The sequence below is a fragment of the Pseudomonas sp. L7 genome, assembly GCF_046605565.1.
Classification (GTDB): domain Bacteria; phylum Pseudomonadota; class Gammaproteobacteria; order Pseudomonadales; family Pseudomonadaceae; genus Aquipseudomonas; species Aquipseudomonas wayambapalatensis.
In genome coordinates this window covers 340,402-354,262 of record NZ_CP176784.1, presented here as the reverse complement: position 1 = coordinate 354,262, position 13,861 = coordinate 340,402, and the positions used below count along the sequence as shown (strand labels likewise).

Sequence of the window (13,861 nt, the reverse complement as noted above, 5' to 3'; positions counted from 1 at the left end):
ACGTTGCCCTGCCTCAAGCCTGGATTCAGGCCTCGCCGATGGTCCGGGCGATAGCGTCCACCGCAGCATCCACCTTCGCCTGAGTGCGTTCGAGCGTCTGCGCGTGCTCGCGCTGCAACTCGATCTGCTTGGAGCACAGGTTCAAAGCTGCCAGCACCAGCAACTTGTCGCCGATCAATGTGGGGTAGTTGCGCTTGGTCTCGGCCAGAGCGACGTTGAGCATGCGCACGGCCTGCGAGAGCGTCTCTTCCTGGCCCTCGGGCGCCTTCAGCGAGTAGTCGGTGCCGAGAATGTTCACCACATTGATCGGCTGCGCTTGCAGTCTCATGCGCCTACGACACCTGCACTGGCACGCTCGACCAGCGCCTGGATGCGCGCGGCGGTAGCGCCGTGCTTCTCTTCCTGCTCCATCAGCGACAGCTGCAGAGTCTCGTTCTCTTCCTTGGCCTGGGCCAGTTCCTGATCGAGCTTCTGGTTCTGCTCGGTCAGTTGTGCGTTCTTGTGCATCAGGTCGCCGACCAGTTGCTCCAGTTGATTCAGGGATGCTTCCAACATACGTCTATCTCGGTTGTTGCAAAGGGCGCACACGATAAAGAAAAGCTCGCGCCCCCGCCATTAAAAATCAGGTAAGGGAGGGTGTGTTCCGGCAGATTGACAGGCTTGCGGGCACCTTGTTCCGGCCTGGATCAACCGCCTGTCAGGAAGAACGAGTGTAAATCCTCGTTTAGCCCCCCATTGCCTAAAGACTCGTGCGTTCCGACCGATAGGCAGGTAGGTCAAATTCCTTCGCATGGACGCGAGCCTTCCCTCCGGATCTCGACGTCATGTCCCTACGCAATCTGAATATCGCCCCACGCGCCCTGCTCGGCTTTTCCCTGATCGGTGTGCTGATGCTTAGCCTGGGTATTTTTTCACTCATCCAGATGGGCAACATCCGGCAGGCGGGCATCATCATCGAGCAGGTCAATGTCCCGAGTATCAAGCTGCTGGACGAAATGACCGCGCTCAACCTGCGCCTGCGCACCCTGTCCTATCGCCTGCTGGTCAACCGGGATTCGCAGGCCGATACCATGCGCCTGATGGACGAACGCAACGCCCAGATCGACAAGGCTCGTAGCGCCTACGTGCCGCTGATCGCCGAGCCTGAGGAACAGGCCGCATTCGACCAGCTCGGCCAGTTGCTGACGCAGTACCGCCAGCTTGAAGCCCGTATGCGCAGCCTGAGCCAGGCCGACCAGCTCGATCCTCTGCGCGAGATGCTCAACCGCGACCTGCTGGCCAACTCCGACCAGATCAACAAGGCCATGGACCGCCTGCTGCAGATCAACACCGCGCAGACGCGCAAGGCCAACGAGGAAGCCGCACGCCAGTACGACAGCGCCTTCATGCTGGTGATTGGCCTGCTGGTCGCTGCCACGGTGCTCACGTTGCTGTTCGCGCTGCTGCTGACACGCAGCATCGTGCGTCCGATCGACGACGCCCTGCGCGCCGCCGAACAGATCGCCGAAGGCGACCTCACCCAGCGCGTCAGCACCGACGGCACCGACGAAGCCGCCCGTCTGCTGCAGGCCATGGCCAAGATGCAGGACAAGCTGCGCGACACCCTGCAACTGATCTCAGGCTCTGCCACCCAGCTCGCCTCGGCCGCCGAGGAACTCAACAGCGTCACCGACGAAAGCGCGCGCGGCCTGGCCCAGCAGAACAACGAGATCCAGCAGGCCGCCACTGCGGTTACCGAGATGACCAGCGCCGTCGAAGAGGTTGCCCGCAATGCCGTCAGCACCTCGGAGGCCTCGGGTGAAGCCAGCCGCTCGGCCGGCGATGGCCGCGACCTGGTGATCGAGACGGTCGGCGCCATCGAGCGCATGAGCAGCGACGTGCAGACCACCGCCAGGCTGATCGAGGATCTGGCCGGGCAATCACGCGATATCGGCAAGGTGCTGGACGTGATCCGCGGCCTGGCCGACCAGACCAACCTGCTGGCACTTAACGCCGCCATCGAAGCGGCACGTGCCGGCGAGGCTGGACGAGGCTTCGCGGTGGTGGCTGACGAGGTGCGGGCATTGGCCCATCGCACCCAGCAATCGACCAGCGAGATCGAGCGGATGATCGGCAGCATCCAGGGCGGCACCGAGCATGCGGTGGAATCGATGCGTACCAGTACCGATCGAGCCGAATCGACCCTGAACATCGCTCGCGGCGCTGGCCTTGCATTGGACACCATCACCAGCGCCGTGGCGCAGATCAACGAGCGCAACCTGGTGATCGCCAGCGCTGCCGAGGAGCAAGCCCAGGTGGCCCGCGAGGTGGACCGCAACCTGGTGAACATCAATGACCTGTCGGTGCAGAGCGCGACCGGCGCACACCAGACCAGCATGGCCAGCGCCGAGCTGTCACGTCTGGCGGTGGATCTGAACGGGTTGGTGGCGCGGTTCAGGACCTGAACACGCAAATCCTGCAGCAGCAACTGTCTTGTTCAAAACCTGAGGGCCAGCCCAATCCCCTGTGGGAGCGGGCTTGTCCCGCGAACACGGGCGTAGCCCGTGCCAGGCAGCAGCGGTTCGCCGCACCGACAGGTACGGTACAACGGATCAATACTCGATCCGCACATCCCCCTTGGGCACGCTGCAGCACGACAGGATGTAGCCTTCGGCTTCGTCGTCCTCGGTGATCCCGCCGTTGTGGTCCATCTCCACTTCACCGCCGAGCTTGAGCACCTTGCAGGTGCCGCAGATGCCCATGCCGCAGGCCTTGGGAATCATCAGCCCGACTTTCGCCGCCGCCGCATGCACCGTCTCGCCCGGGGCGATGCGAATGCTCTTCTCGCTGCCGACGAACTCCACCAGGTTGAGGTCCGCCACATCCACTGCCGGCGCCTCGGCCGCCGCTTCGGCATGCTCGACCGCATCGGCCTTGGCCTCGGCCGGCGTCGCGCCGAACGATTCCTCGTGGTAGTTCTTCATGTCGAAGCCGACCGCTTCGAGCATGCGCTTGACCGCGTTCATGTAGGGCGTCGGCCCACAGCAGAAGATCACCCGCTCGAGGTAGTCAGGCGCGATCAGCTCCATCAGCCGCTGGTTCAGGTAACCGCGATAGCCCGCCCAGGGCTCGCCCAGGCCGTGCTTCTCGCAAATGATGTGCAGGCTGAAGTTGGGGATGCGCGAGGCCATGTGTTCCAGCTCGCGGTGGTAGATGATGTCCTTGGGTGAGCGGGCGCTGTGCACGAACACCATGTCGACGTTGGCGTTGGTGTCGTAGAACCAGCGCGCCATGGACATCACCGGGGTGATGCCGACGCCGCCGGAAAGGTACAGCGCCTTGTTGGCCGGGAAGTCGATGGCGTTGAACAACCCCACCGGGCCGTGCACGGGAAGCTCTGCGCCTTCGTGCAGGGTGTCGTGGAGGAAGTTCGATACCAGCCCGCCGGGCACGCGCTTGACGGTGATCGAGAAGCTGTAGGGGACTGATGGCGAGCTGGAGATGGTGTAGGAACGCATCACTGGCTTGCCTTCGATCTCCAGCTCCAGCGTCACGAACTGGCCCGGCTTGAAGAAGAACATGATCGGCTGGTCGGCCATGAAGCAGAAAGTGCGCACGTCCCAGGTCTCCTGGATGACCTTGACGCAGCGCACGATGTGGCGGCCGTTGGCCCAGGTCTGGGTGGTGACCGGATTGAGGAAGGTTTCGGACATGTTCTTCTCCAGCAGCCGACTATCGGCCTTCTTATGGCTGCGATAATGCGCAACGCCGTGACGTCGCACATTCCCATCCGCGACATCGGCGTGCTTATCGCGACCAGCCCCAAGGTACAAGGGTTGGCGCGTCGGAATTCGATTCGGCCATGTCGCCCATGGATATGGTTCGCGAACGGCGCGAACGCACACTCCTCGGCAAATAGAACCGCCGTTTTTTCGCTGACAGCCTTGCGCCAACCACAACAACGATTAGCCACCTTTCGCCGGCCGACAACGGCCTTGAGGATATAACGATGGACGTCACCGCAACCCTGAGCCTGGGCGATCCACTGGAACCTGCACGCAAGGCCACCGCCGAGATGCTGCAGACCCGCGAGCGGACCTACTCGCTGCCGCAGCCGTTCTACTGCGACGAACGCCTGTTCCAGATCGACATGCAGGAGATCTTCCACAAGGAGTGGCTGATCGCGGGGATGACCTGCGAAATTCCATCGAAAGGCAACTACCTCACCCTGCAGATCGGCAAGAACCCGGTGATCGTCATCCGCGGCGCCGAAGGCAAGGTGCACGCTTTCCACAACGTCTGCCGCCACCGCGGTTCGCGGCTGTGCGTCAGCGAAAAGGGCAAGGTGGCCAAGCTGGTCTGTCCCTACCACCAGTGGACCTACGAGCTCGACGGCCGCCTGCTGTTCGCCGGCACCGAGATGGGCGCCGACTTCGACATGAACCAGTACGGCCTCAAGCCGATCAACGTGAAGACTGCCGGCGGCTACATCTTCATCAGCCTGGCGGAAAATCCGCCGGCCATCGACGAGTTCCTGGCCACGCTCGACCACTACATGGAACCGTACGACATGGAGAACGCCAAGGTGGCCGTGCAGACCACCTTGATGGAAAAGGCCAACTGGAAACTGGTGCTGGAAAACAACCGCGAGTGCTACCACTGCAACGGTTCGCACCCTGAATTGCTCAAGACCCTGCTGGAGTGGGACGACACCAACGACCCGCGCGCCGACCAGGCGTTCAAGGACCACGTCGCCGCTTCCGCTGCCGCCTGGGAAGCCGAGAAGATCCCTTACCTGCACAAGAGCCATGGCCTGCGTAACCGCATCGTGCGCATGCCGCTGCTCAAGGGCACCGTGTCGATGACCATGGACGGCAAGCAGGCGTGCAAGAAGCTCATGGGCCGCATCAAGAACCCCGACCTCGGTTCGATGCGCATCCTGCACCTGCCGCACTCCTGGAACCACTGCATGGGCGATCACATGATCGTCTTCACGGTGTGGCCGATCAGCGCCCAGGAAACCATGGTCACCACCAAGTGGCTGGTGCACAAGGATGCCGTCGAAGGCGTCGATTACGACCCCGAGCAGATGCGCAAGGTGTGGGATGCCACCAACGACCAGGACCGCCGTCTGGCCGAAGAGAACCAGCGCGGGATCAACTCCACCGCCTACCAGCCGGGCCCGTACTCGAAGACCTACGAGTTCGGTGTGGTCAACTTCATCGACTGGTACAGCGACCGCGTCCTGGCCAACCTGGGTGCGGAACCTGCGCCATACCTGAAGGAAGTCAAGGCGCAGTAAGCCTTCACGGGTGTTGATAAACGCCACGGCCGAGCGATCGGCCGTGGCGTTTTACATTGCAATCCAAAGGAACTAAACATGTTATCCACAGAGTTGTTCAGATGTTCTGTGGACAGGCGTCGAGCCTCGGCAGACGACAGGCTGATCATTATTTGATCAATTCTCTGAAAGCCTTTGATCCAGAGGCCTGCAAGTATTATCGAACACCTTGTCCACAGATACGCCAACAGATTTTGTGGGCACATGCAGACCGCGTGGAAAAGTGCTGTGGATAATGGCCTTGACCCCTTGTCAATCATGGCCTTGAGAGTGATTAAGGCGACTTTGGTCAATTATTGACCAATAGCTTGCAGGCCAATGAAATCAAGGCATCCAGCGGTTGCCCAACATATTATCCACAGAGCCGCCAACAGTGATTGTGGGAAACCTCATGGGAATGACCCGGGATTGCCATGGGTGATTCACGGAGCGGGCTGTATGTTTTTTGATCAATGCTCTACACGCATTGATTTCAAAGGGCTGTAGCGAAGCGCGAACACTTTATTCACAGGGTCGCGAACAGATTTGGTGGGCAACTCTCTGTGGGAGCGGGCTTGTCCCGCGAACACGGGCGTGGCCCGTGCCAGGCAGCGCGGTGTTCTTTTCGCGGGCAAGCCCGCTCCTACAACAGCCCCAACCAGTCAGCGCAACACGCCTTCCTCCACCAGCAACTTGAGGATCGCTTCGGCACCCTCCTGCGGGGAAACATCCTTGAGCACCTTGCCGCCACCGCCACTGGCCTTGGCCGTGGCTGCCTTCATCCGATCGGCGCCGCTCTTGGCCTTGATCACCTTGAGCCGCTTGGGCCGCGGGCGGGCAGGCTGCAAGGCGTCGCCTTCGAGCAGTTCATCGTCCACCACCGCCACGTTACGCGCCGCCAGCACACCCCGCCGCGCAGGGCCAAAGGCGCTCTGGCGCGGCTTGGGCGCGGCGTTATCCACAGTCGCCAGCAACGGCAGGCGTACCTTCAACCGGCGTCGTTGACCGCGCGGCAAGGCCTGCAGCACCTGGGCGGTGCCATTCTCGATCGACTCCACCTCAGCCAGGCCCACCACCAACGGCCAGCCCAGCCTCTCGGCCAGCAGAAACGGCAGCATGCCCGAGCCTTCACCCGTCTCGGCCTGGCTGCCGGTCAGCACCAGTTGAGCACCAGCGTCGCGCAGGTAATCCCCCAGCACCCCCAGCACATCGGCCCCCGCAGGCTGCTCGAGCACATCCAGATGCTCCAGGCCCATGCCCAGGTAGCCGCGCAGGGCCTCTTCGCGCGGGTCGCCGGCATGTACCACCTGCAAGTTATCCCCAGCCAGCTGCAAGCCCAATTCGACAGCGCGTGCATCCTGCTCGGCGCGGCGAGCGCGACCAGAGCTGGGGTGAGCGCCGATGGAAACCAGGCTGATGACTTTCGTACTCATGCTCGTGCCCTTATGCCGCGTCGCGCCGAGCGCCGCTGCGGTAGTTGTCCACAGCCTCGATCAGTGCCTGGAGAATCGCCGCGCTGTCGCCAATCACCGACAGATCGGCCCGTTTGATCATGTCGCAGCCGGGATCCATGTTGATCGCCACCACCTTGTCGCAGGCACCGATACCTTGCAGGTGCTGGATGGCCCCGGAGATCCCCACCGCCACGTAGACCCGCGCCGTGACCCAGGTACCGGTGGCACCAACCTGGCGGTTGCGCGGCATGAAGCCGTCGTCCACGGCGACCCGCGAGGCGCCCTCGGTTGCCCCCAGGGCCGCAGTTGCCCTGTGGAAAAGTGCCCAGTCCTTCACACCGTTGCCGCCGGAGACAATGAATTCGGCTTCGGCCATGGCGATGGCCGCCGGGTCTACCGCCACCGATCCGAGGTCTTCGATGCGCGACAGGCTGCGCGCCACGCCTGTGGACAACGTGACCGGCAGCGCTTCGTGACGGGTTTCGCTGACCGGCTCGGCGCATTCGGCGGCGGCCAGTATCAGGCGCGGCAGGCCGCGCTGCAGGTCCTGCTGGCCGGCGCCGGCACGGCCGATGCACTGGCCGTCCTTGATCTGCCAGACCCGCGTGGCCGGGCGCTCGCCGAGCGCTGCCCCCAGGCGCCGCCCCAGTTCGCCGCCACCGGTGCGGCTGTCAGGCAGCAACCAGTGCTGCGGCGCAAACTGGTTATCCACAGCCCGCAAGCCCTGGACAAGCTGCTCGGGCACATAGCCTTCGAATGCTTCGCCATCGATGACCAGCAGGCGATCGACACCGGCTGTGGAAAAGTGGCTTTCCTTGTGTTCGCCAAAGACGACCGCAAGCACTGCCCCCTCACTGCCGGCAAGGCTGCGGGCAAGGCCGAGCAGGTCGCGGTCGTGGCTGCCGAGGCGGCCACCGACCATGTCGGGCACCACGGCGATGTAGAACGCCGGATCCGCCACCTGATGCAAGGGCAATTGCACCTCGGCGGCTGCCGTGCGCCGACCGCCGATCGCCGTGCCCTGCTGGGCACCGCTGCGGTCGATACGCTTGAGGCCGCTGGGGCCGATGAAGCCGGCAGCGATGGCGTGGGGGTTCTTGCGAATCAGCCCGTTGGGGCCCATCCAGCGCGTCTGTTGCGTCTGCATCGCCGCGTGCAGCGGATGCAGGCGGTTACGGGCAATCCACTCGGCGCGAGGATCGCGGCGGATGATGTCGCTCATCAGTGCACCTCCGCAGGTTCACGTTCTACCAGGTTCGATTTGCTCGCAGCGGCGGGCGTCTCGTCTTCGATCAGCACATCGGCGACCAACTCGGCCAGGTCCTTGATCTGTGGGCGCGGCTCGACCACACCCTCAAGCATCGCCGTGCACTGTGGACAACCCACCGCCACCAGTTCGGCCTCGGTCTCGCGGATATCGTCCATGCGCATGTCGGGGATACGCTGCTTGCCCGGGATGTCGGTGATCGGCGCACCGCCGCCACCGCCACAGCAACGCGAACGGAAGCCCGAGCGCTGCATCTCGCGCACCTCGATGCCCAAGGCCTTGAGCACGTCGCGCGGGGCCTGGTACTCGCCGTTGTAGCGCCCCAGGTAGCACGGGTCGTGGTAGGTCACGCTACCGCCCTTGTGCTGGCCGAGGTTGAGCTTGTTGGCGGCGATCAGTTCGGCGATGTAGGTGCTGTGGTGCTGCACCTGGTACTCGCCGCCCAGGGCGCCGTATTCGTTCTTCAGCACATGGAAGCTGTGCGGATCGCAGGTGACGATGCGCTGGAAGCGGTATTGGCCCAGGGTCTGGATGTTGCGCCTGGCCAGGTGCTGGAAGGTCGCTTCATCGCCCAGGCGACGGGCCACGTCACCGCTGTCGCGCTCTTCCAGGCCGAGCACGGCGAAGTCCACACCCGAGGCCTTGAGCACCTTGACGAAGGCACGCAGGGTGCGCTGGTTGCGCATGTCGAAGGCGCCGTCGCCGACCCAGAACAACACCTCGGTGCTCTTCACGTCCGACAGCAGTTTCAGGTTCAGGTCGGCGGCCCAGTTCATCCGCCCACCGGGGTTGAAGCCGCCGGGGTTGTCGGTGGCGATCAGGTTGTCGAGCACCTCGGCGCCCTTGTTCGGCGTCGCGCCCTTTTCCAGCGTGAGGTGGCGGCGCATGTCGACGATGGCATCGACGTGCTCGATCATCATCGGGCACTCCTCCACGCAAGCGCGGCAGGTGGTGCACGACCACAGCGTCTCGGCATCGACCAGGCCGTTGACGATCGGCTGGTGCGGATGACCGCCATGCTCACCAACCGGTTTACCGGGGTAAGGGCTGCCGGCAAAGGTCGCATCGGTGCCACCGGCCAGGCCGATGACCATGTCCTGGATGAGCTTTTTCGGGTTCAGCGGCTGGCCGGCGGCGAATGCCGGGCACATCGCCTCGCACTTGCCGCACTGCACGCAGGCGTCGAAGCCCAACAGCTGGTTCCAGGTGAAATCGACTGGTTTTTCCACACCCAGCGGCGCGTTCGGGTCTTCCAGGTCGAGCGGCTTGAGACCAGTGGAGCGACCGCCGCCGAAACGCTCGGCACGGCGGTGCCAGGCCAGGTGCAGGGCACCGGCGAAGGCGTGCTTCATCGGCCCGCCCCAGGTCATGCCGAAGAACAGCTCCGACACACCCCACAGCACGCCAAGGCCGAGAATGCCGACCATCACCCAGCCGCCGGTATTGGCCGGCAGGATGCCCGCCACCGGCAGGGTGGCGATGAAGAAGCTCGCGGCGAATACCAGCAGGCTTTTCGGCAGGCGCATCCACGGGCCCTTGGACAGGCGCGAAGGCGGATTCAGACGACGCTTGAAGACGAAGATCGCGCCGCTGAACATGATCACCGTAGCGACCAGCAGCGCGTAGCCAAGGATCTTGCTCTGCAGGCCGAAGCCATGCACCAGGATCGCCAACAGCGCCGACAGGACGAAGCCACCTGCAGTGGCCACGTGGGTCTTGGACATGTACTTGTCGCGCTCGACCACATGGTGCAGATCGACCAGGTAGCGCCGCGGCATGGCCAGCAGGCCACCGAGCAGGTCGACCTTGCTCGGCCGCCCGCGTCGCCACATGCGCACCCGGCGCAGGGCGCCGAGCACCGCCAGGGCGAGTGCGGCGAACAGCAGGATGGGTAGAAGGGTGTTCAACATGGGAGGCTCCCACAACAGCGGTTGCAAGGGGTTCAGGCCCCTGGAATCCTGCACTGGCCCTGTGGGAGCGGGCTTGCCCGCGAATGCGCCAGGTCAGACACCCCTGTTGTTGGTGCTGACGCTTTCGCGGGCAAGCCCGCTCCCACAGGGGCCGGTGTGTGCCGACAGATCGATCAGAAATCCTTGCACAACCGCAAGGCGTCATAGATCGCCGCATGCACGTTGCGCTGGGCCACGCAGTCGCCGATGCGGTACAGCAGGTAGCCCTCGCCCGGCTGGCTGAGGATCGGCTGCGGCTGGATCGCGAACAGAGCGTCGATGTCGATTTGGCCCTTGTTGCGCGAACCCTCCTTGAGCCCGTAGTACAGCTCCTCGTCCGGGCGCACGCCGTTCTCGATCACCACCTGGTCGACCACACGCTCTTCCTTGGCCCCGGTGTATTCGTTCTCGAGCACCGCCACCAGCTTGTCGCCCTCGCGGTAGACCTTCTCCAGCATCATGTCCCCGGTCATGATCACTTCCTTGGGGTAGATGCTGCGGTAGTAGGTCGGGAAGGTCGTGCCGCCCATGGCCACGCCCGGCTTGATGTCGTCGGTGACGATCTCGACCTGGCTGCCCTTGTCGGCGATGAAATCAGCGGTGGACATGCCGGTGAATTCGCAGATGGTGTCGTACACCAGCACGTTCTTGCCCGGTGCGACCTTGCCGTCGAGCACGTCCCAGCTACTGACCACCAGCCCTTCGGCGGCGCCCCAGTGCTCGTTCTGCTCGATGAACGGATGACCGCCCACCGCCAGCACGATGATGTCCGGGCGCAGGTCCTGGATGGTCGCGATGTTTGCCGCAGTGCCCAGGCGCAGGTCAACCTTCAGGCGCGCGAACTCGAGTTGGTACCAGCGGGTGATGCCAGCGATCTGGTCGCGCTGCGGTGCCTTGGCGGCGATGGTGATCTGCCCGCCGATCTGCTCCTTCTTTTCGAACACGGTGACGTCATGGCCACGCTCGGCGGCCACCCGTGCGGCCTCCATGCCGGCAGGGCCGGCGCCGACCACCACCACCTTGCGTTTCGGCCCGGTGGACTTCTCGATGATGTGCGGCACGCCCATGTATTCACGGGACGTCGCGGCGTTCTGGATGCACAGCACGTCCAGGCCCTGGTACTGACGGTCGATGCAGTAGTTGGCACCGACGCACTGCTTGATCTGGTCGATCTGGCCCATCTTGATCTTGGCGATCAGGTGCGGGTCGGCCATGTGCGCACGGGTCATGCCGACCATGTCGACATAGCCGCCTTCGAGAATGCGCGTGGCCTGGTTCGGGTCCTTGATGTTCTGCGCGTGCAGCACCGGGACCTTGACCACTTCCTTGATGCCGGCCGCCAGGTGCAGGAACGGCTCCGGCGGGTAGCTCATGTTGGGAATGACGTTGGCCAGGGTGTTGTGGGTGTCGCAACCCGAGCCGACCACGCCGATGAAATCGATCATGCCGGTGGCGTCGTAGTAGGCGGCGATCTGCTTCATGTCCTCGTGGCTCAGGCCATCGGGGTGGAATTCGTCACCGCAGATGCGCATGCCCACGCAGAAGTCGTCGCCGACCTCGGCGCGTACCGCCTTGAGTACTTCCAGGCCGAACTTCATGCGGCCTTCGAAGCTGCCGCCCCATTCGTCGGTACGCTTGTTGACCCGAGGGCTCCAGAACTGGTCGATCATGTGCTGGTGCACCGCCGACAGCTCCACGCCGTCCAGTCCACCTTCCTTCGCCCGGCGCGCAGCCTGGGCGTAATTGCCGATCACCCGCCAGATCTCCTCCACCTCGATGGTCTTGCAGGTGGCGCGGTGCACCGGCTCACGAATGCCGGACGGCGACATCAGGGTCGGCCAGTGGAAACCGTCCCAGCGCGAGCGACGGCCCATGTGGGTAATCTGGATCATGATCTTGGCGCCATGCTTGTGCATGGCGTCGGCGAGGTTCTGGAAGTGCGGGATGATGCGGTCGGTGGACAGGTTCACCGAGGCCCACCATTGCTGCGGGCTGTCGATGGCAACCACCGACGAGCCGCCACAGATGGCCAGGCCGATGCCGCCCTTGGCCTTCTCTTCGTAGTACTTCACGTAGCGCTCGGTGGTCATGCCGCCATCGGTGGCGTAGACCTCGGCGTGCGCGGTGCTGAGCACGCGGTTGCGGATGGTCAGCTTGCCGATCTGGATCGGCTGGAACATTGCTTCGAATGCCATGACGCTCTCTCCGGCTTACAACGGCTTTGTAACGAACAGGCCATCTTCGTGGCCTTCTTCAGAACCGCCATAGACCTGCTCCGCCACAGTGCGGATCGAGCTGCCACGGGCAGCGAGGATCTGGTCCATGGCACCGGCGAACCAGCCGGTGAACATGTAGTCGACCTTGCGGCCGCATTTTCCATACACGTAGACGAACGCCGAGTGCTTGAGCTTGACGCTGCACGAGCCTTTGTCGAGGTCGATGTCCTGGATCTCGAACAGGCCCCAGCCACGCTGGCTCAGGCGCTTCATGTAGTGCTCGAACACCGCCACGCCTTCCAGGCCATGGCACTCGGCTTCTTTTTCACACCAGTGCCAGGCAGACTTGTAACCCGCCTTGTAGAGGATCTCGGCATAGGCGTCGGCGCCCAGCACTTCCTCGATGCCGATGTGGTTGTTGACGAAGAAATGCCGCGGTACGTACAGCATCGGCAGGGCGTCGGAGGTCCAGACACCGGTCTCGCTGTCGACTTCGATTGGCAATTGCGGGGCGATCTTGGCCATGGAAACTCAACTCCATAAAATTTTTTGTTTGGATGCCCCGGCGTTGCTGGCAAGGGCTTTCAGGCTCGGAGTGCGGCTTTATTCGCCCCACACATCCTTGAGAACGTTCACCCAGTTCTCGCCCATGATCTTGCGCACCACGCGTTCGGAATGGCCGCGCTTGAGCAGGGTCTCGGTGAGGTTGGGGAATTCGCCCACGGTGCGGATGCCCAGCGGGTTGATGATCTTGCCGAAGTTGGTCAGGCGACGGGCGTAGCCCTTGTCGTGGGTCAGGTACTCGAAGAATTCCTGGCCGTGGCCCTGGGTGAAGTCGGTGCCGATACCGATGGCGTCTTCACCGACGATGTTCATGGTGTACTCGATGGCCTCGGCGTAGTCGTCGATGGTCGAGTCGATGCCCTTGGCCAGGAACGGCGCGAACATGGTCACGCCGACGAAGCCGCCGTGGTCGGCGATGAACTTCAGCTCTGCATCGGACTTGTTGCGCGGGTGCTCTTTAAGGCCCGACGGCAGGCAGTGGGAATAGCAGACCGGCTTTTTCGATTCGAGGATGACTTCCTCGGAAGTCTTGGAGCCCACGTGCGAGAGGTCGCACATGATGCCGACACGGTTCATCTCGGCGACGATCTCGCGGCCGAAGCCCGACAGGCCGCCGTCACGCTCGTAGCAACCGGTGCCGACCAGGTTCTGGGTGTTGTAGCACATCTGCACGATGCCCACGCCCAGCTGCTTGAACACGTCCACGTAGGCGATCTGGTCTTCGAACGCATGGGCGTTCTGGAAGCCGAAGAGGATGCCGGTCTTGCCCAGCTCCTTGGCCTTGCGGATGTCGGCTGTGGTGCGCACCGGCATCACCAGGTCGCTGTTGTCGCGGATCAGTTTCTGGCTGGCGGCGATCTGGTCGACCGTGGCCTTGAACCCTTCCCAGACCGACACGGTGCAGTTGGCTGCGGTCAGCCCGCCTTTACGCATGTCTTCGAACAGCTCGCGGTTCCACTTGGCGATGATCAGGCCATCGATGACGATGCTGTCGGCGTGTAATTCGGCTGGGCTCATCAGGCTGTCCCCTTTTGTCGAGTTGGGCGACGCCGAATCGTGTGCCGGCGCTTTGGGGCCAGCATATGCCTGCGGCCTGTGTCGCCCCGATGCAA

The 13,861-nt window shown here is 63.4% G+C and carries 11 protein-coding genes and 1 pseudogene; 3 read left to right on the top strand and 9 right to left on the bottom strand.

Annotation, left to right across the window (positions count from 1 at the left end; all coding sequences use genetic code 11):
* Positions 1-25: 25 nt before the first annotated feature.
* On the bottom strand, positions 26-328 hold the full coding sequence (locus ACK3BK_RS01700; protein WP_054892146.1) for a cell division protein ZapA: 303 nt from the start codon (positions 326-328) through the stop codon (positions 26-28).
* A complete protein-coding gene (locus ACK3BK_RS01695) occupies positions 325-555 on the bottom strand; it encodes a hypothetical protein (RefSeq protein ID WP_054892145.1) in 231 nt (76 codons plus the stop codon). The genes ACK3BK_RS01700 and ACK3BK_RS01695 overlap by 4 nt, the downstream gene beginning before the upstream one ends.
* A 269-nt stretch (positions 556-824) precedes the next feature.
* Between ACK3BK_RS01695 and ACK3BK_RS01690 the strand changes: the two are divergent.
* Positions 825-1,541 (top strand): annotated as a pseudogene (locus ACK3BK_RS01690) (MCP four helix bundle domain-containing protein); the annotation flags it as partial.
* Between the two features lie 30 nt (positions 1,542-1,571).
* The gene (locus tag ACK3BK_RS01685; protein WP_411384435.1) at positions 1,572-2,444 is read left to right on the top strand and encodes a methyl-accepting chemotaxis protein; all 873 of its coding nucleotides are present in this window, start codon (positions 1,572-1,574) and stop codon (positions 2,442-2,444) included.
* A 147-nt stretch (positions 2,445-2,591) separates the two neighbouring features.
* On the opposite strand, the gene gbcB is transcribed toward ACK3BK_RS01685, so the two are convergent.
* Complete coding sequence (gene gbcB / locus ACK3BK_RS01680) at positions 2,592-3,692, bottom strand: glycine-betaine demethylase subunit GbcB (protein ID WP_411383629.1); 1,101 nt, start codon at positions 3,690-3,692, stop codon at positions 2,592-2,594.
* A gap of 296 nt (positions 3,693-3,988) precedes the next feature.
* Here gbcB and gbcA point away from each other — a divergent pair, with 296 nt between their 5' ends.
* Complete coding sequence (gene gbcA, locus ACK3BK_RS01675) at positions 3,989-5,281, top strand: glycine-betaine demethylase subunit GbcA (protein ID WP_186667467.1); 1,293 nt, start codon at positions 3,989-3,991, stop codon at positions 5,279-5,281.
* A 680-nt stretch (positions 5,282-5,961) separates the two neighbouring features.
* On the opposite strand, the gene ACK3BK_RS01670 is transcribed toward gbcA, so the two are convergent.
* From ACK3BK_RS01670 to ACK3BK_RS01645, 6 genes are all read right to left on the bottom strand, one after another.
* On the bottom strand, positions 5,962-6,732 hold the full coding sequence (locus tag ACK3BK_RS01670) for an electron transfer flavoprotein subunit beta (protein WP_186711265.1): 771 nt from the start codon (positions 6,730-6,732) through the stop codon (positions 5,962-5,964).
* Positions 6,733-6,742: 10 nt separating this feature from the next.
* On the bottom strand, positions 6,743-7,975 hold the full coding sequence (locus tag ACK3BK_RS01665) for an electron transfer flavoprotein subunit alpha/FixB family protein (protein ID WP_186667465.1): 1,233 nt from the start codon (positions 7,973-7,975) through the stop codon (positions 6,743-6,745).
* Positions 7,975-9,930 carry a dimethylglycine demethylation protein DgcB gene (gene dgcB, locus ACK3BK_RS01660; RefSeq protein WP_186667464.1) on the bottom strand — a complete coding sequence of 652 codons (1,956 nt, stop codon included), beginning with the start codon at positions 9,928-9,930 and terminating at the stop codon, positions 7,975-7,977. The genes ACK3BK_RS01665 and dgcB overlap by 1 nt, the downstream gene beginning before the upstream one ends.
* Before the next feature lie 173 nt (positions 9,931-10,103).
* Entirely contained in the window at positions 10,104-12,164 is a 2,061-nt protein-coding gene (gene dgcA / locus ACK3BK_RS01655) for a dimethylglycine demethylation protein DgcA (RefSeq protein WP_411383628.1), read from the bottom strand.
* A gap of 15 nt (positions 12,165-12,179) precedes the next feature.
* Positions 12,180-12,710 carry a DUF5943 domain-containing protein gene (locus tag ACK3BK_RS01650; protein ID WP_411383627.1) on the bottom strand — a complete coding sequence of 177 codons (531 nt, stop codon included), beginning with the start codon at positions 12,708-12,710 and terminating at the stop codon, positions 12,180-12,182.
* 78 nt (positions 12,711-12,788) lie between these two features.
* Positions 12,789-13,766 (bottom strand): dipeptidase, encoded by a 978-nt coding sequence (locus ACK3BK_RS01645; protein WP_186667463.1) that lies wholly within the window; start codon positions 13,764-13,766, stop codon positions 12,789-12,791.
* Positions 13,767-13,861 lie beyond the last annotated feature (95 nt).

Bases quoted from the DNA above. Each gene is read 5' to 3' on its own strand.
- dgcB (WP_186667464.1), bottom strand. From the start codon at position 9,930: ATGTTGAACACCCTTCTACCCATCCTGCTGTTCGCCGCACTCGCCCTG.
- ACK3BK_RS01665 (WP_186667465.1), bottom strand. From the start codon at position 7,975: ATGAGCGACATCATCCGCCGCGATCCTCGCGCCGAGTGGATTGCCCGT.
- ACK3BK_RS01645 (WP_186667463.1), bottom strand. From the start codon at position 13,766: ATGAGCCCAGCCGAATTACACGCCGACAGCATCGTCATCGATGGCCTG.
- gbcB (WP_411383629.1), bottom strand. From the start codon at position 3,692: ATGTCCGAAACCTTCCTCAATCCGGTCACCACCCAGACCTGGGCCAAC.
- ACK3BK_RS01700 (WP_054892146.1), bottom strand. From the start codon at position 328: ATGAGACTGCAAGCGCAGCCGATCAATGTGGTGAACATTCTCGGCACC.
- ACK3BK_RS01685 (WP_411384435.1), top strand. From the start codon at position 1,572: ATGGCCAAGATGCAGGACAAGCTGCGCGACACCCTGCAACTGATCTCA.
- ACK3BK_RS01670 (WP_186711265.1), bottom strand. From the start codon at position 6,732: ATGAGTACGAAAGTCATCAGCCTGGTTTCCATCGGCGCTCACCCCAGC.
- gbcA (WP_186667467.1), top strand. From the start codon at position 3,989: ATGGACGTCACCGCAACCCTGAGCCTGGGCGATCCACTGGAACCTGCA.
- ACK3BK_RS01695 (WP_054892145.1), bottom strand. From the start codon at position 555: ATGTTGGAAGCATCCCTGAATCAACTGGAGCAACTGGTCGGCGACCTG.
- ACK3BK_RS01650 (WP_411383627.1), bottom strand. From the start codon at position 12,710: ATGGCCAAGATCGCCCCGCAATTGCCAATCGAAGTCGACAGCGAGACC.
- dgcA (WP_411383628.1), bottom strand. From the start codon at position 12,164: ATGGCATTCGAAGCAATGTTCCAGCCGATCCAGATCGGCAAGCTGACC.